The organism is Clostridium sp. CTA-1 (assembly GCF_054768215.1).
In genome coordinates this window covers 91,145-106,365 of record NZ_BAAAAP010000012.1, presented here as the reverse complement: position 1 = coordinate 106,365, position 15,221 = coordinate 91,145, and the positions used below count along the sequence as shown (strand labels likewise).

12 protein-coding genes are annotated in these 15,221 nt (G+C 28.7%); 2 read left to right on the top strand and 10 right to left on the bottom strand.

Features of this window, described 5'->3' with window-relative positions:
* Positions 1-165 carry a FeoB-associated Cys-rich membrane protein gene (locus ACYUEW_RS11690; protein WP_003489507.1) on the top strand — a complete coding sequence of 55 codons (165 nt, stop codon included), beginning with the start codon at positions 1-3 and terminating at the stop codon, positions 163-165.
* 177 nt (positions 166-342) lie between these two features.
* Here ACYUEW_RS11690 and ACYUEW_RS11685 read toward each other — a convergent pair whose 3' ends face one another.
* From ACYUEW_RS11685 to ACYUEW_RS11640, 10 genes are all read right to left on the bottom strand, one after another.
* Positions 343-723, bottom strand: coding sequence for a CBS domain-containing protein (locus ACYUEW_RS11685; RefSeq protein WP_042386407.1), 381 nt, complete (start codon positions 721-723; stop codon positions 343-345).
* Positions 724-1,021: 298 nt separating this feature from the next.
* Positions 1,022-2,152, bottom strand: a complete 1,131-nt coding sequence (locus tag ACYUEW_RS11680; protein ID WP_460276825.1) for an aminotransferase — start codon at positions 2,150-2,152, stop codon at positions 1,022-1,024.
* A gap of 513 nt (positions 2,153-2,665) precedes the next feature.
* A complete protein-coding gene (gene argS, locus ACYUEW_RS11675; RefSeq protein ID WP_003489504.1) occupies positions 2,666-4,357 on the bottom strand; it encodes an arginine--tRNA ligase in 1,692 nt (563 codons plus the stop codon).
* A 582-nt stretch (positions 4,358-4,939) separates the two neighbouring features.
* Complete coding sequence (gene glpT / locus ACYUEW_RS11670; RefSeq protein ID WP_460276824.1) at positions 4,940-6,265, bottom strand: glycerol-3-phosphate transporter; 1,326 nt, start codon at positions 6,263-6,265, stop codon at positions 4,940-4,942.
* 87 nt (positions 6,266-6,352) lie between these two features.
* Positions 6,353-6,721 carry a DUF1667 domain-containing protein gene (locus ACYUEW_RS11665; protein ID WP_460276823.1) on the bottom strand — a complete coding sequence of 123 codons (369 nt, stop codon included), beginning with the start codon at positions 6,719-6,721 and terminating at the stop codon, positions 6,353-6,355.
* Between the two features lie 2 nt (positions 6,722-6,723).
* Positions 6,724-7,980 carry an NAD(P)/FAD-dependent oxidoreductase gene (locus tag ACYUEW_RS11660; protein WP_163243767.1) on the bottom strand — a complete coding sequence of 419 codons (1,257 nt, stop codon included), beginning with the start codon at positions 7,978-7,980 and terminating at the stop codon, positions 6,724-6,726.
* A gap of 55 nt (positions 7,981-8,035) precedes the next feature.
* The gene (locus ACYUEW_RS11655) at positions 8,036-9,454 is read right to left on the bottom strand and encodes an FAD-dependent oxidoreductase (protein WP_460276822.1); all 1,419 of its coding nucleotides are present in this window, start codon (positions 9,452-9,454) and stop codon (positions 8,036-8,038) included.
* 208 nt (positions 9,455-9,662) lie between these two features.
* Positions 9,663-10,556, bottom strand: a complete 894-nt coding sequence (locus ACYUEW_RS11650; protein ID WP_080443696.1) for a radical SAM/SPASM domain-containing protein — start codon at positions 10,554-10,556, stop codon at positions 9,663-9,665.
* Between the two features lie 179 nt (positions 10,557-10,735).
* Positions 10,736-11,074 carry an arsenate reductase family protein gene (locus tag ACYUEW_RS11645; protein WP_003489491.1) on the bottom strand — a complete coding sequence of 113 codons (339 nt, stop codon included), beginning with the start codon at positions 11,072-11,074 and terminating at the stop codon, positions 10,736-10,738.
* Positions 11,075-11,433: 359 nt separating this feature from the next.
* On the bottom strand, positions 11,434-12,648 hold the full coding sequence (locus tag ACYUEW_RS11640) for a CD0519/CD1768 family membrane protein (RefSeq protein ID WP_003489489.1): 1,215 nt from the start codon (positions 12,646-12,648) through the stop codon (positions 11,434-11,436).
* A gap of 635 nt (positions 12,649-13,283) precedes the next feature.
* Here ACYUEW_RS11640 and ACYUEW_RS11635 point away from each other — a divergent pair.
* The gene (locus ACYUEW_RS11635) at positions 13,284-15,203 is read left to right on the top strand and encodes an ABC-F family ATP-binding cassette domain-containing protein (protein WP_045516164.1); all 1,920 of its coding nucleotides are present in this window, start codon (positions 13,284-13,286) and stop codon (positions 15,201-15,203) included.
* The last annotated feature ends 18 nt before the right edge of the window (positions 15,204-15,221 follow it).

Sequence of the window (15,221 nt, the reverse complement as noted above, 5' to 3'; positions counted from 1 at the left end):
ATGGAAATAATTATAGCTATAGTTATAATACTTTTAGCCATATATATACTAGCTAAAAATATTAAAAAGAAAACCTCTGGACAATGTGATTGTTCATCGTGTCCAACAGGTTGTTCTTGTAGCAGTAAAAAAGAAAAAGAACAAATGAATAAAAACAAAGTTTAAGGTAAATAAGAATAACTATGCATTAAACTTTATAAAATACAAGTTTAATTTTTAAATTTAAAAACTATGAATTTAGAATATAATTTCTAAATTCATAGCTTTTCTTTCTTTAATTATTTAAACGTTCATTATATTTATAAGAATATTTATTTTAGTATGTTATAACTGACCCTTTATTTACTTTAATTTATATATTAAACTTTTTAATATATCCTCAATGGATACTATTCCTAAAAGTTTTTTTGAAGAATCCACTATTGGCATTGCTATTATATCTTTGTCTAAAATTTTCTTAGCTATAGATATAACATCCTCCTCCTCTGAGGCAGTAAAAACTTCTTTGGTCATAACCCACTCTACAGGACAAGTATCATAATGTCCTTCTTCCATCAAAAATCTATAAATATCCGCCTTTACTATCATTCCTATTAAATTGCCCTCTTCATTAGCTACAGGTGCTCCATTTATATTGTTTTCACTCATAAGATTTAATGCTTTTTTTATACTATCTTTAGGATTAAGAACAATAACATGTGTATTCATAATATCACAAACCATATTAATCTCCTCCATGAAATCATATATTTACATATAAAAATAGTTTTGTGAAAATTCTATAATTAATGATCATAGTTTAATGATAACACATATTTGATATATATTATATATTTAAAATTATATGGGTATAAAATTTTCTCCCGGGGAATTATCTATGAAAATATCCACTACTTAATATTTTTATTGATTGAAGTATAATTTATTTCAATCCTTTGAAATATGAATACAGCTTACCAAATAATATTGTTTAAAGTAACAATAACTCACTTGTAAATTTTTTATTGATTTTTTCTTCCTATTATCTTCTCGGAAGATTAGATATGAATTCACTAGTTTTCTCTAAACCTTCCATTAAGGTTTTAGAGTCAAAAGCATAGCCAATACGGAAACAATAATCTAAGTCAAAACATTCTCCTGGAGTATAAAATACTCCCGTTTCCTTTAAAAGCTTCTCACAAAATTTATAGGAATGCATGTCCGCATCGTAATAAATTAATGCTGTATTACCGGCAACTGGCTTTACATATGATACTCGTGGTTCTGCGCTCACCCACTGATGGAGTAATTCTCTATTTGTCATAACAATTTTTCGGTTTCTTTCTAAAATTGCTTCCTTATTTTCTAAGGCCAAAGAAGCAAAAATATCATCCAATACACCACAACTTATAGTATCGTAATCTCTTCTTTCCCTGCACAAATTAATTATTTTCTCGTCTTTTGAAACGATCCACCCAAGACGTAGTCCTGCAAGAGAAAATGTCTTAGACATGCTTCCTACACTAATACCTTTTTCATAGAGATCTACAATTGAAGGCATATAACTTCCATCCTCACTAATACCCCTATAGACCTCATCACTAAGCACATAAGCATCTACACTCTTTGCAATATCAACGATTTGTTTAATAAGCTCTACAGGAATTAAAGATCCTGATGGGTTATTAGGATTATTGATTGTGATAAGCTTTGTATTTGAATTCACCATTTTCTTTAGCTCTTGTAAGTCTGGTAAAAAATTATCTTCAGGTAAAAGCTTAAGAATATTAACCTCTGTACCCATAGACTCTGGAATAGAATAATGTTGCTGATATGTAGGGGCTACAGATACCATGCTATCTCCTGGCTCTAAAAGAGTTATAAGCACCTGGTAATTAGCACCGATAGCTCCGTGGGTTGGTATAATTTGTTCTGCCTTCACATCCTGAAAAAGAGAAGCTATTCCTTTTAAAAGATTAGGAGATCCATAGATATGGCTGTATGTCATACGAATATCCCCAAGACTCGCCATGTACTCTTCAAAATTCTTTCCAGCTAAATTTAATAATTCTCTCAATGTTAATGAATCTATACAAGTTTCTGCCAAATTATATATTGCATCATTCTCATATTGATTCATCCACTGCTCTACTTTAAAGGTTTTAATTTTCATTTAACATCTTCCTTTCCCCAATATATAGTTTACAAGGTATACTAGCCCCCTTGTAATGATCATTTACACATAAATTATATATATAAACGTATTCTATAATTTATCATCTAACTTAAAATTACTTGAAATCTCTTATTTATAACCTAATAAATCCAGCAATTTTGTATATCCATTTATATTAACTAATTTATAAGAGGGTGTCTTAGAAATAGATTTAATTTTAATATAGCAAAGATAAAAAATACATGTAATAAACATATAAATAAGCTTTAGTAGTTCTTAATCTGACGCAATTAAAAATTTACGTAATTCCTCACAGGACGTGAGGAGCCGGGAGTGAAGCCAAGGAAGGCGCCTCTACCGGGTAGGAAATTTTTAATGTAGTAAGATTTAGAACTTCTTAGCGAAATGAATTGATTTATAAGTGTATTTTTTATCTTTGCGGTGCTAAAATTAAATCTATTCTATTTTTAAGACACCCTCTTCAATGAATAAAATTATTTACTTTATTTTTTACATTTCTTCAACTACATCTATACCTAATAGGTTAAGAGCATTTTTTATTACTTGACAAGTAGCTTCTACAAGTTTTACTCTTGCTAATTTTACATCATTATCTTCTGCATTTAATATACCATGAGCATTATAAAATTTATTGAAAGCTTTTGCTACTTCAATTACATATCTAGTTACCATAGCTGGTTCTAATTTATTTATAGCGTTCATTATGGCATCATTAAATCCTCCAAGAAGTTTCGCTAATTCAAACTCTTCTTTAGATTCTAATTTAGAATAATCTACTTCTCCAGTTAATTCTCCTGCCTTTCTTAATACGCTTTTTCCTCTTGCATAGCTATATTCTACATAAGGACCTGTTTCTCCATCAAAGGATAGTATTTCCTTCCAGTCAAATACAATATCTCTTTCTCTATTATTTTTTAGATATGTGAATACAACTGCACCTATACCAAGTTTTTTGGCTGTATCTTCTTTGTTTTTCAAATTAGGATTCTTTTCATTTATAATTTTTAATGTTTCTTCTACAGATTGGTTTAATAAATCCTCTAAGAATACAACATCTCCATTTCTTGTAGATAGCTTTTTATTTGCTAATTTAACAAGACCAAACCCTACATGTTTACAATCATCTGCCCAATCATGTCCCATAAGTTTTAAAGTAGTAAATACTTGTTTAAAATGTAGGGCTTGAGGAGTTCCAACTACATATATACATTTGTGGAAATCATAAGTTTTCTTTCTGTATATAGCTGCTGCTAAATCACGAGTAGCATAAATAGTTGCTCCATCAGATTTTTTAATCATGCAAGGTGGTATATTGTATTCATCAAGCATAACTACCTTTGCACCATTACTATCTACTAATAATCCTTTATCATCTATTTCTTGAACTACTGCATCCATTTTATCACTATAGAAACTTTCTCCTGCAAGAGAATCAAATTTTATTCCTAACATGTCATAAACCTTGTTGAATTCTTTTAAGCTTAAATCTTTAAATCTATTCCATAACTCAGTTTCTTCCTCTGAACCATCTTCTAGATTTTTAAAGTTTAATCTAGCTTCTTTTTCAAGTTCAGGGTCTTTTTCTGCTTCCTCATGGAATTTAACATATATTCTTAAAAGTTCTCCTATAGCATCCTTTTCTAGTGCTTCTTCATCTACCCATCTTCTATATGCAGAAATAAGTTTACCAAATTGTGTTCCCCAATCTCCTAGATGATTGATTCCTATACAATTATAACCTTCAAAGGATAATATTTTATATAGTGCATTACCTATAGCTGTAGTAAATAAATGACCTATATGAAAGGGTTTTGCAATGTTTGGTGATGAATACTCAACTACTATATTCTTTCCTTCTCCTACCTTAGAAGAACCGTATTTTTCTTTTTCACTTAAAACTTTTTCTAATACGTCTTTTATTAATACAGTTTTATCTACAAAGAAATTCACGTAAGGTCCTACGGTCACTACCTTTTCAAAACCTTCTTTATTTATTTTTTCTTTTAATTCTTCTGCTATTAAATTTGGTGCTTTTCTAAAAGTTTTAGCTAATTGGAAGCATGGGAAAGCATAATCTCCCATTTCTTTCTTTGGTGGAATCTCTATAAGTTTTTCTATTAAATCAACTTCTAATTCTGTATTTTCTTTTATTCTTTCAGCTACTATATTTTTGTAATCCATGATTTAATCTACCTCCAAGTTTTTATATTTAAGTTTTATTATAGGATTTTAATATTTAAAGTTAATTTTTTATTTAATAATATTTTTAAGCTTCTATATAGTTATTTACTCTAATTTATAGAATATATCTTAAATTATAATTATTAGTTATTGTATATAAAAAACCGCCTCTGTAAAAACAGAGACGGATTATCCGCGGTACCACTCTAGTTGACTAAATAATAATACAAATATCTTTAATATGATTGTAAAGAATTCTCTTTAAATTCCACTTCTAATTATATTAGCTATGATATATTGATACTATTAAGTCCTCTTAAAACTTTAACGCAGTTAACGGCTTACTTATGGAATATATTTTTATTTTATATAAATATGCCTTTCTTAGTAAGCTTCTCCGAGACTCTCTTCCCTTTTAACTAGTTACAGGCTCACACCAACCCCGCTCGCTTTAAACCCTATTAAAAAGTACTCTTCTCATCAATGAATATAAATATTTTACTTTAAAATTATAATCTATTATATGTCTTATTTATTATTTTTGTCAAGTTCTAAAAATATATTCTATTTTTAACCTGCTACCTAAGCCATCTCTTTTTCTGATCTATCATGAATATTCCAAGTGAAAGATAAGAACACTATAGCTAATACAGAAGATATCATTAATAAAATAAATCCTCCATTCCAACTAAATTTATCAACAACTGCTCCCATTGCTACTTCTGCTAATACTTGTCCTCCCATATATCCAAATAATCCTGTAAAGCCCGCCGCTGTACCTGCTGCTTTTTTAGGAACTAAATCTAAGGCACTAACACCTATTAACATAACTGGTCCATATATTAAAGCTCCTATAGAAGATAGTGCACAGTTTATTGCTAGTATACTATTACTTTTCCAATATACATAAGTTGCTATAGTTACACCTATCATACAAAATACACCAACAGGTGCACGTCTACCATTAAACACCTTATCACTTAACCATCCAACAAATATAGTTCCTGGTATTGCTGCATATTCAAACAAAGCAAAGGCTAAAGATGAATCCTTAGGATTAAAATTTTTAACTTCTTTCAAATAGGTAGGAACCCAATTTATAACTCCATATCTAACAAGATATACAAAAATATTTGCAATAGCTATGTACCATAAATATTTATTATTTAAAACATATTTGAATAATATTTCTTTTCCTGATAATTCCTTTTCTCTATCCTCTACTTGTATTTCTGGATAATCATTTTTGTATTCCTCTATTGGTGGAAGTCCCACTGATTGAGGTGTATCCTTTGCAAATACTATAAATAAAATTCCTACTACAATGGCTATTACAGCTGGTAAATAAAAAGCTCCCTTCCAACTTCCAAACACAGATACACCAATTAAAACTACTGTGGCAATAAAACCACCACCTACATTATGGGCAGTATTCCATATAGACATTTTTACTCCACGTTCCTTGTCTGAAAACCAATGGGTCATAGTTCTTCCACAAGGTGGCCAGCCCATACCTTGGAACCATCCATTTAAAAGCATTAATGCAAACATTGCTGTGATACTTTTAGTTATAGGAAAGAATAGGTTTACAATACCAGATAGAATTAATCCTGCCGCTAAAAAATATCTAGGATTAGATCTATCTGATAAATTTCCCATTATAAATTTACTTACTCCATAAGCAAGGCCAAGAGCTGAAGCTACAAAACCTAACTGAGTCTTAGTAAAACCTTCTTGGATCAAGTAAACCTTTGCCAAGGAAAAATTACTTCTTACAAAATAATAAGTTAAATATCCTATATAAATACTTATAAATACCTGTATACGATATCTTTTATAAGCTGAATCAATTTTTTCCTTTGGCAACCTTTCTATATGAGGAGCCGGTTTAAATAAGTCTTTTAACATTATGTCATTCCTCTTTTCTTTTATTATGAATATTTATTAAATCTCTTAAAGGATAGCTAATATTAAATTAGCTATCCTCATTGATCTTTAATTTTTAACATTTAGGCATTTTGTGGCTATAACATTTACTCCTGTATCTGCTATATTTTCTACTATTACATCACCTATTTTTAGAGGTGCTTGTACAGTTGTATCCTTTAATATTTTTACACATTCCATTAGTTTTTCCTTTGGAATATCTTTTTCTGTTTTAACACAAACCACATCTTCTTCTCCATTTTTCACATTAACAGATATAGTTAATATTCTTGTAGGATTTGTGCATTCTTTTTCTGCATATATTTTACCTCTAGGGCAAGTATTTCCCTTAACTGATTTTACTTCTTTATTTTCAATTTCTACTTCTAGATTACATCCTAATGGACATCCTATACATATTAATTCTCTTATAGCCATAATTATTCACCTTCCACTTTAACAGTAATTTTTTTGCAATCTAAATGTTTTTCAAACATATCTTTAGTTAATTTTACTGTTTCCATCTCACCTGGAGCTATAACTTTTTTCTTTCTGTGAACTACTCTTTCATCATCAAAATATACAGATATGAAACTATCTTTAAACACATTTCTTACTCTAAATCTAACATCCACTGTATTTCCTATATTGTTTTTGTGTATTGATTTTGGTACAGTGTATCCTACACCATTTTCTGCAACTAAATCTATTTTTTCACCTTCTACTTTTTTACCCTTTACATAATCTGCAGCATTTTTACCTGCATTATAACTTTCCTCTGTTACAAAGTCTACTAAATCATGTACGTGAAGAACATTACCACAAGCAAATACTCCATCTATATTAGTTTGCATTGTTTCATCTACTTCTGGACCGCCAGTTACGCCTAACTTAATATCTGCTTTTCTTGATAGGTCGTTTTCTGGAAGCAATCCAACTGATAAAAGTAATGTATCACATTTTATATATTCTTCTGTTCCTTTTATAGGTTTTAATTTTTCGTCTACCTTTGCTATAGTAACAGCTTCTAATCTTTCTTTTCCTTCTATTTTAGTTATAGTATGAGCTAATTTTAAAGGAATACCGAAGTCATCCAAACATTGAACTATATTTCTTTTTAATCCTCCCGAATAAGGCATAAGTTCTACTACTGCCTTTACTTTAGCTCCTTCTAAAGTCATTCTTCTAGCCATTATAAGTCCTATATCTCCAGAACCTAAAATAACTACTTCCTTTCCTGGCATTTCACCCTCTATATTTACAAATTTTTGTGCTGTTCCTGCTGAATATATCCCTGAACATCTTGTGCCTGGAATATTTATAGCTCCTCTTGATCTTTCTCTACAACCCATAGCTAGTACTATAGATTTAGCTTGCACTTCTATCAATCCGTCTTCTTCATTAACTGCTGTTATTACTTTATCTTTGTTCATATCAATTACCATAGTATTTAATTTGTATGGTATTTTCATTTCTTCTACTTTATCTACAAATCTTTGAGCATATTCTGGTCCTGTAAGTTCTTCTTTAAAAGTATGAAGTCCGAATCCATTATGAATACATTGATTTAATATTCCACCTAATCTTTTATCTCTCTCTAATATTAATATACTGTCTACGCCTTCTTCTTTGGCTTTTATAGCAGCGGCAAGACCTGCTGGGCCTCCACCAATTATAACTACATCATATTGTTGCATACTACGCCCTCCAATGCATTTGCTTTAAATTACCTCATTAATTTAAATTAGTTTTCTAATATAATATTTTTGAATTTCCGCCAAACTTAGTAACTTCATTTCTTTTTATACCTAACTCTTCTGCTAATATTTCAACTATTCTGTTTGAACAGAACCCTGATTGGCATCTTCCCATACCTGCTCTTGTTCTTCTTTTTATTCCATCTACAGTTTTAGCGCCTAAAGGTCTTCTTATAGCATCTCTTATTTCTCCTTCAGTTACTACTTCACATCTACAGACTATTTTTCCGTAAGCAGAATTTTCTTTTATCATTTCTTTTCTTTCTTCATTTGTCATTTCTCTAAATTTAGGTATATCTTTTCTAATTGGATTAAACTCTTTATTTTCTTCTGGTTTTAATTTTTCAACTATCATCTCTCTTATATACTCACCTATAGCTGGTGCACTAGTTAAACCGGGTGATTCTATTCCTATAGCATTTATGAAGTTTTCAGCATCTTCTGCCTCTCCTATTATAAAATCACTATTTTCTTCATGAGCTCTAAGTCCTGCAAAGGATGTTATAACCTGTCTCATTGGTATTTCTTTTATACTTAATTTAGCTTTCTCTGCTACAGTATCTAGACCTTCTCTTGTAGTTTCAAAATCATCTTTTTCTTCTACATCTACAGAAGTTGGTCCTAAAAGTAAGTTTCCATCTGCTGTTGGAGTAACTAATACCCCTTTCCCCATCTTTGTTGGAAGTTGGAATATTGTTCTTTGAACCATATCACCTACAGTTTTATCAAATAATAAATATTCACCTTTTCTTGCAGTTATATGGTATTTTTTTTCACTTACCATGTTGTTTATTTTATCTCCAAAAACTCCAGCTGCATTTACTACAACTTTAGTTTCTATGTCGCCTTTATTAGTTTTTAATATATATACATCTTGTTTTTTCTCTATATCAATTATTTCTGTTTCAAGTTTAAACTCTACACCATTCATAGCTGCTGATTCTGCAAGAGCTATATTAAATTCATAAGGAGATACTATTCCTCCTGTAGGAAGTCTAAGAGCAGCCACTACATATTCTGATAAATTAGGTTCTAACTTTAAAGCTTCTTCTCTATTTAGTATTTCCATTGTATCTGGAAGACCATTTTTTAGCCCTCTTTGTCTTAGTTCTTCTAGCTTTTCAATATCCTTTTCATCAAAGCATAAAACAAAGGATTCATTTCTTTTAAATGGGAAATCTATTTCTTCTTGTAATTTGTCGAACATTTCATTTCCTCTAACATTCATCTTAGCCTTTAGAGTTCCTGGAATTGGATCTTCACCAGCATGTACAATACCACTATTAGCTTTACTTGTACCACTAGCTACATCTATCGCTTTTTCCACTACACAAGTTTTCAAATTATATTTAGATAACTCTCTAGCCACAGCAGCTCCTGTAACCCCTGAACCTATAATTGTAACATCAAACATATTACTTACTCCTCCTTATAAATCAAAAGAGCCTTAATTTAAAATGGGTATAATAATCCCGTTTTAAATTAAGGCTCTCAATATCTCTGCCTGAAATAATTAAATTTTATAATTAAATTACACTCATATAATATCATATCGTTTTCAAATTTTCAAGTTTTTTTTATATAATTAATTTTTTAACAATAATTACTGTATATATTATTATTTAAATACTAAATTTCTTCCTATATCCACATTTTCTACACAATTCTTCTACTGCTTCTCTCCTTGAAAAGCCATCTAAAATATTGCTAGCTCTTTCACTATCTATTATCCTAGAAAAATCAATCTCATTTATATTTCCAAGATTAATTACCCCTTCCCCATCTAAACAACAGGGTACTACTGTTCCATCTACTAATATAGCTACTTGATTTCTAAGTCCATAACAAAAGCCTTTTCCATCATCCTCTTTTGCTTTTAAATCTGGCCACTCAAATTCATGATCCTGATTTATATATATTCTATTGTAGACTTTGATCCCTTTACCTGGAGTTATTTTTTCTTCAATCTTATAAGGTAATTTAAATTCCTTCTCTATTATCTGGAGCAACTCAGCATTTCTCTTCTTCTTAAGATTTGTTATATTATCCTTATCTAGATTCCATAACCTTAAAGATATAAAAATATTATTATTTTCAATTGTATCTCTTATAAAGGAAAGAATATCATTAATATACTTATCCTTGTTTTTAGATTCTTCATTTCCATCAAAGCTATGTAGAGAAAAGTTAACCTGTCTTAATGCTTTCTTCATTATAATTTTATCTTTAACCTTATTTATTAAAGTTCCGTTTGTAGTTATATTAACCTTAAAACCTTTTTTGTAGCTTAAATCTAAGAATTTATCTATATCTGGGTGAAGAAGAGGCTCTCCCTTTACATGAAAATATATATAATCTGTATAAGGTTTTATTTGATCTAATATTTTATCAAAGATTTCTATTGACATAAATTGTGGTTTCCTTTTTGTCTCAGGACAAAAATCACAGGCAAGATTACATACATTTGTAATCTCAATATAAAATTTTTTAAATCTTTTCACTAATTTATACTCCAATCTTATATACTTTATTTTATTACTATTATTGTTACTAATATTCATATGAAAAACTAATCATTCTAATCAAGCTTCCCGAAAACTTAAAATTTACTTGATACATTTGAACTACCACTTATAATACATGCTATCTATAAAAAATACAAACTTCTCCTATTGCTACCCTTGCTAAAAATCACTTAATCCCATTCTTTCCAAATTTCAGGTTCATATCCTACTGTTGCTTTTTTTCCATTACGTACTATAGGAGTTTTATATAATTTAGGATTATTTAAAAGCAAATCTTCTTTTACACTGTCTGTTCTAATACTTCCTATATTAGTTTTTTTATATTCCCTACTATCTTTATTTATTAACTCATTTAATCCTATCGCAGATTTTATGCTTTGAAGTTCCCCCTTACTTAATCCCTTTATATTTAAATCTATAAATTGGTACTTTATTTTTCTCTCTTTAAAATATCTCTCAGCTTTTTTTGTATCAAAACATTTTTTTATTCCAAATATTTGAATGTTCATTTTTACTTATCTCCTTTAAATATCTACTATATCATATGATACACAGCTCATATTTGCTTATTTTATACATACACCATTATAAACAATTTTAATATATCTTCATAATATAATTTTATATTTTTATTTGTTAGAACTACTATATATTAGAATTATCATAGACTTTATAACTTTAATCTTTAAGTTATACATAATGATATATAAACAATATTTAATATGATTAAACACAGCGTAATATGTCTGGCTATATAAGCTAAATTTATATAAGTAATATTTTAAACTTATCTTTTACTTTTCAATAAAAATAGAGATATAGAATTTTAAAATTCTATATCTCTATTTTTACATTCTTTATTATATCACTAAAATACACTGACTAACATATAAATGATATGAGCTGATATTCCTGCTACTAATCCTCCAAAAGTATGGCTTAGTATAGCTTTACCTGTTAATTTTCTACAGTTTAGGCTATCCATCATAGCTATATGAGTACTTAAGTATCCACTCCAGCACATACCCATAGCAGTAAATACTGCTATTTCATTAGCACCAATCAAATTTTTTGATAAAAATTGAGGAACTAAACTCATAGCTGCACCAACTGCTCCTAAGGAGGTTATTGGAAATGCTATTGCTTCTGGATGTTTAAACCCAAATAATGGATTTAAAATAAAACTTAATTTTTCTCCTACCCAAGGGAAGAATGATATACCTTCATATGCAGCTCCAGTATATCCCTTTGGTGATGGCCCATTAGTTAACATTAATACTAAAGTACAAATTATAACTACCCCTGGAATTATAGCTAGTCCAAGTTCAACACCTGTTTTACCGCCTTCTAGTAAAGATTCAAGTAATCTTGCACCTACGCCGCCTTCTCTAACCTCCCTATATTTTAAGGAATCATAACCATCATCATCATTTTCATAAACCATATCATCTGCATGTTCTCCATAGAATTTTCTAGTATGTCTAACCATTAATCTAACACTTACAATACTACCAATAACAGCACCTATATCGCCTATTATAGCGGCTGTCACAAAATTTTCCCCTGCCGGAGATTTTTGTGCAATCATGAATGTGGTTAGAATTAATCCCATTCCAAAAGAAGTTCCTAAGTTAGTTAATGCTGGTACTTGATATTTTTTAAAATACTTTAAAAATCCTTTATCCTTAGCCAAACTTATAATTGCAGGGTTGTCTGATAAATAAGTTGTAACTACTCCTAATGCTGAAGCCCCTGGCAACTTGTATAAAGGTTTCATTAATGGAGACAAAGCTTTATTTATTAAAGAAATAACTCCAAATTCAGATAACAATCCTGATATAGCTCCAGCTAAAACAGCTATAGCCATAATATAAAAAACTGTTTCCATAAGTAGTTGATATCCTGTTTTCATTAATGTATTAAACATGTTTACTGTTCCCATTTTAGTACCTAAAATAATGAAGAATCCTAAGAACAAAGCTAAACATATAAATCCTTCTTTTCCTATTACAGGTCTAAGATTTTTCTTTTCCACCTCCTTAATTTCAATTTCTTGTTCTGTTATAGTATTTGAATCTGACATAAAATCGTCCCTCCTAGATTTTATATAAAATTTAAATTTTTATAAAAATTTAAGTATTTTTATAAATTTTTTAAGTATATTAATCAGTTTTAAATAAAACAGTTAACTTACATAGTAGTTTTTTATATTTTAACATAAAATCTGTTTTTAAAGATAAGTTTCAATTTTTAGAAAATTTAGATAATATTTTGTATTATATATGTACTGAGCTTAATATAAATATGATAAAGTTTTAACTATTTTTAGCTAAATTTTCCACACATATATATTAACACATAATTCATAATTTTACAAATTATTTATATAAATCAAATAATAGATATAGTTGTATAAAATATAGTCCTTTTCAAGTCTATATTTTATATGTTTTCAAAAAAATATCTTTATTATTTCTTTTATGATTTTGTTATTTTTTATACAATTACTTTTACACCTTAAAGTAGTTTATCAAACTATTTAAATAAAAAAAATTAAATTATAAAAATTTTGCAAGTTTACTTTCTTTAAATGAAATAAAATAAATCCATAAATATTTATACAATCTATTTTGTAATATTTATGTTTTACTATAAATGCTTTTTATAATAGAATATACATCATAGAGTATAAATTAAATTAACAAAAGGATGATTTTAATGATTATAGTAACTGTTGAAAATATATGTAAAAGTTATGGTGAAAAAACTTTATTTAAAGATGTTTCTTTTACCATAAGTGATGAAGATAAAATAGGTTTAATAGGAGTTAACGGTACAGGAAAGTCTTCTCTTTTAAAAATTGTTACCGGTGAAGATAGCCCTGATGGTGGTACCATTACTATTCCTAAGGGAGCTACCATTGAATATTTAGATCAAAATCCAGATTTAGATCCTAATGCTACAATACTAGAACAAGTATTTAAAAGTAATTCTAAAGTAATGTCTGTAATAGGTGAATATGAAAAGACTTTAGACCTAATTTCTAAAAATCCTGAGGATGAAAAACTCCAAAATCATTTGTTAACATTAACTAGTGAAATGGATTCTTTAGATGCTTGGGATCTTGAAAGCAAAATTAAAACCGTTCTTACAAAACTTAATGTAACAGACTTTGATAAAAAAATAAAAGAACTCTCTGGTGGCCAAAAGAAAAGAGTTGCCCTATGCTCCTCTTTAATATCTCCTTGTGACTTACTTATATTAGATGAACCAACAAACCACATGGATAATGACACTATAGATTGGCTTGAAAATTATCTTCAAACTAGAAAAGGTGCCCTTTTAATGGTAACCCATGATAGATATTTTTTAGATAGAGTTGTTAATAAAACTTTAGAACTAGATTATGGAACTATGTACACTTATAATTGCAATTATTCACAGTTTGTGGAAAAGAAAGCTGAAAGAATAGCATTAGAAAATTCCTTAGAAGAAAAAAGACAAAGTCTTTATAAAAAAGAATTAGAATGGATTAGAGCTGGAGTTCAAGCAAGAGGAACCAAACAAAAGGCAAGAATAAAAAGATTTGAAGAACTAGGAGAAAGTAACTACAGTCATAATAGTGATGATATAGACATATCTGTAGCTCATTCAAGATTAGGCAAAAAAATAATTAACATAGAACACTTAACTAAAAAATTTGAAAAGAAAACTTTAATAAAAGATTTTAGTTATATTTTACTTAGAAATGATCGTATTGGTATAGTAGGAAACAACGGTATGGGTAAATCTACCCTTTTAAATATTATTACAAATAAAATAAATCCAGATAGTGGTTCCATTGATATAGGTACTACAGTAAATATTGCATATTTCTCGCAGCATTCAGAGGATATGAATCCAAATTTAAGAGCTATAGAATATATAAGAGAAACAGCAGAATTTATAACCACAGCAGATGGAACTAAAATAAGCGCCTCCCAAATGATGGAAAGATTTCTTTTCACAGATGATATGCAATGGTGCTATATTTCAAAACTATCTGGTGGAGAAAAAAGAAGACTATATCTTTTAAAAATCTTAATGACTGCTCCTAACGTACTTATACTAGATGAACCAACTAATGACCTAGATATTGATACATTAAAAGTTTTAGAAAACTATATTGATGAATTTAATGGTCCCGTTATATCTGTATCCCATGATAGATACTTTTTGGATAGAACCTGTAATAAAATATTTCACTTTGAAGGTAATGGAAAAATTTCTGAATATATTGGAAACTATTCAGACTTTATAGATAAGAAAAAAGAAATCTCAAATATAACTTCAAAGGAAGAAAAAACAAATAAAGCTTCAAAGGAAACTAATAACCAAAAGGAAAAAACACCAAAATTAAAGTTCTCTTATAAAGAAAAACTTGAATATGAAAATATAGATAAGGAAATAGAAAAACTTGAAAAAAAATTATCCAATCTAGAAGAGGAAGTAGAAATAAATGCCTCTGACTTTATGAGACTTGAAGATCTTTTAAAGGAGAAGGATAAAGTTGAGGAAGAACTATTATTTAAAATGGAAAGACAAGAATACTTAGAAAATCTAGCACAGGAAATAGAGGAAAATAAAAAAACTTTATAGTTAGAGAATTAAAATAAA

What these genes read in the sequence shown, in the direction of transcription:
- glpT (WP_460276824.1), bottom strand. Translation starts at nt 6,265, where the DNA reads ATGTTAAAAGACTTATTTAAACCGGCTCCTCATATAGAAAGGTTGCCA.
- ACYUEW_RS11660 (WP_163243767.1), bottom strand. Translation starts at nt 7,980, where the DNA reads ATGCAACAATATGATGTAGTTATAATTGGTGGAGGCCCAGCAGGTCTT.
- ACYUEW_RS11680 (WP_460276825.1), bottom strand. Translation starts at nt 2,152, where the DNA reads ATGAAAATTAAAACCTTTAAAGTAGAGCAGTGGATGAATCAATATGAG.
- ACYUEW_RS11635 (WP_045516164.1), top strand. Translation starts at nt 13,284, where the DNA reads ATGATTATAGTAACTGTTGAAAATATATGTAAAAGTTATGGTGAAAAA.
- ACYUEW_RS11640 (WP_003489489.1), bottom strand. Translation starts at nt 12,648, where the DNA reads ATGTCAGATTCAAATACTATAACAGAACAAGAAATTGAAATTAAGGAG.
- ACYUEW_RS11665 (WP_460276823.1), bottom strand. Translation starts at nt 6,721, where the DNA reads ATGGCTATAAGAGAATTAATATGTATAGGATGTCCATTAGGATGTAAT.
- ACYUEW_RS11645 (WP_003489491.1), bottom strand. Translation starts at nt 11,074, where the DNA reads ATGAACATTCAAATATTTGGAATAAAAAAATGTTTTGATACAAAAAAA.
- ACYUEW_RS11685 (WP_042386407.1), bottom strand. Translation starts at nt 723, where the DNA reads ATGGTTTGTGATATTATGAATACACATGTTATTGTTCTTAATCCTAAA.
- ACYUEW_RS11690 (WP_003489507.1), top strand. Translation starts at nt 1, where the DNA reads ATGGAAATAATTATAGCTATAGTTATAATACTTTTAGCCATATATATA.
- argS (WP_003489504.1), bottom strand. Translation starts at nt 4,357, where the DNA reads ATGGATTACAAAAATATAGTAGCTGAAAGAATAAAAGAAAATACAGAA.
- ACYUEW_RS11655 (WP_460276822.1), bottom strand. Translation starts at nt 9,454, where the DNA reads ATGTTTGATGTTACAATTATAGGTTCAGGGGTTACAGGAGCTGCTGTG.